This is a genomic window from Salipiger sp. HF18 (genome assembly GCF_011806505.1).
GTDB classification, from domain to species: domain Bacteria; phylum Pseudomonadota; class Alphaproteobacteria; order Rhodobacterales; family Rhodobacteraceae; genus Salipiger; species Salipiger thiooxidans.
Genome location: NZ_JAATOS010000692.1, coordinates 1 through 1,688, shown reverse-complemented (window position 1 = coordinate 1,688; position 1,688 = coordinate 1). Strand labels below are relative to the sequence as shown.

General features: G+C 69.1%; 2 protein-coding genes and 1 pseudogene. All 3 read right to left on the bottom strand.

Translation table 11 applies throughout. From position 1 onward, the window contains the following. Nucleotides 1–643, bottom strand: a 643-nt coding sequence (locus tag HC022_RS25960) for a TRAP transporter large permease subunit (protein ID WP_167454304.1), incomplete at its 3' end; no start/stop codon positions are given. Further along, nucleotides 640–1,155, bottom strand: a complete 516-nt coding sequence (locus HC022_RS25955) for a TRAP transporter small permease (protein WP_008887712.1) — start codon at nucleotides 1,153–1,155, stop codon at nucleotides 640–642. The genes HC022_RS25960 and HC022_RS25955, both read right to left, overlap by 4 nt. After that, nucleotides 1,152–1,688: pseudogene (locus HC022_RS25950) on the bottom strand (ABC transporter substrate-binding protein); the annotation flags it as partial. The pseudogene HC022_RS25950 and the gene HC022_RS25955, both read right to left, overlap by 4 nt.

The following is a 1,688-nucleotide window of genomic DNA, read 5'->3' as shown; positions in this document are numbered from 1 at the left end:
GGCGGGTCATCGGGTGGACCTCGCCGACCTTTGGGGCGAGCTCAGGCTTCAGCCGCACCGCCACCATCACCGCCAGCAGGTAGCCGATAATGCCAAGGATGCCGGGAATGATCCCCGCCAGGAAGAGCTTGCCGATGTCGGCCTCGGTCAGCAGACCGAAGATGATCAGCACCACCGACGGCGGGATCAGGATGCCCAGCGTGCCGCCCGCGGCGATGGCGCCGGTGGCGAGGCTGTCGGAATAGCCGAAGCGCCGCATCGAGGGCATGGCAACCTTGGACATGGTGGCGGCGGTGGCGAGCGACGAGCCGCAGACCGCCGAGAAGCCGCCGCAGGACAGCACCGTGGCCATGGCGAGCCCGCCGCGCATCCGTCCGAAGATCCGGTCGGCGGCCGAGAACAGCCCCTGCGCGATGCCGGAGCCCGCGAGCACGTTGCCCATGAAGATGAAGAGTGGCACCACAGAAAGCGAATAGTTCAGCCCGGTCTCGAACACGGCGTTGCCGACCATGGCGCCGGCCGGGGCCCAGCCGCGCAGCAGGGCAAAGCCGATGCCGCCGACGATGGCCATGGCGAAGGCGATCGGCACGCGCATGAACACCAGTCCGAGAAGGATGGCGAGGGCAATCAGCGAGATGGTCATTGGGTCTCCCGGCGCAGGATCATCGCGACGCTCGACACCGCGCAGCTGGCGGCGGCGAGGAAGGCGAGCGGTGCCATGGGCAGCGCGAGCGAGGCGCTGCGGGTGCCGTCGTGGATCTGGTCGAGGCCGATCAGCACCAGACGGTAGGCGAAATAGGCGAGCGCCACGGCCGAGACCGCCCCGGCGAGGCGCCCGAGCACCCGTTGCACCGGGCGCGACAGCAGGTGCAGCGCGAGATCGACCTCGACATGACCGCCGTCGATGCTGGTCAGCGGCAGCGCCGCGAAGACCAGCGCCGCGAGCAGCATCTGGGTGAGCTCGTAGGCGCCGCCGAACGGGTGGTTGAAGAGGTAGCGGCCCACAACGTCGACGCAGGTCACGCCGATCAGTGCGAGGATCAGCAGCGCCGAGGCACCGGCCAGAAGCCGGTACCAGAGCGCCCGCCGGTGCCCCCACCGTCCCCCGGAGCTTGCGGGGGACGGGGCGGTGCCGCCTGCGTCGGGCTGGGTCATTCGACCGAGACCCCGGTCATCGCGCGGAACTCTTCCAGCGCCGCGGCGCCGTCATAGCCCTCACCCAGCCCTTCGGCCCACGAGGCCTCGAGCGTGCCGGCGGCGTCGCGCAGCGCGCCCACCACCTCGGGACCTGCGGCGTAGAACTCGACCTTGTCGCCGACCACTTCCTGTGCGGCGGTGTCGGCGTCGTTCCACGCCTGGCCGACGCGCTCGGCAAACGCTTCGCCCGAGATCGCGTCGATGGCGGCGCGGTCCTCTTCCGAGAGGCTGTTCCACTTGTCCTCGTTCACCACGAAGAACCAGGTGGTGTTGTAGATGCCGCCCGGGACCGTCATCGAGTACTTGATGTAATCGACAAGGTTGAACGCGGTCATCGCCTCGTAGGTGAAGGCCACGCCGTCGATGACGCCGCGCGACAGCTTCTCGTAGACCTCGGTCGAAGACATGAAGAGCGGTGCCGCGCCGAGCGCCGATACCAGGTCGCCCACGTAGCCGCCGGGCACGCGCAGTTTCATGCCCTCGAGATCCGC

Excerpts from the sequence above, each read along its gene's own strand:
- HC022_RS25955 (WP_008887712.1), bottom strand. The coding sequence starts at position 1,155 with ATGACCCAGCCCGACGCAGGCGGCACCGCCCCGTCCCCCGCAAGCTCC.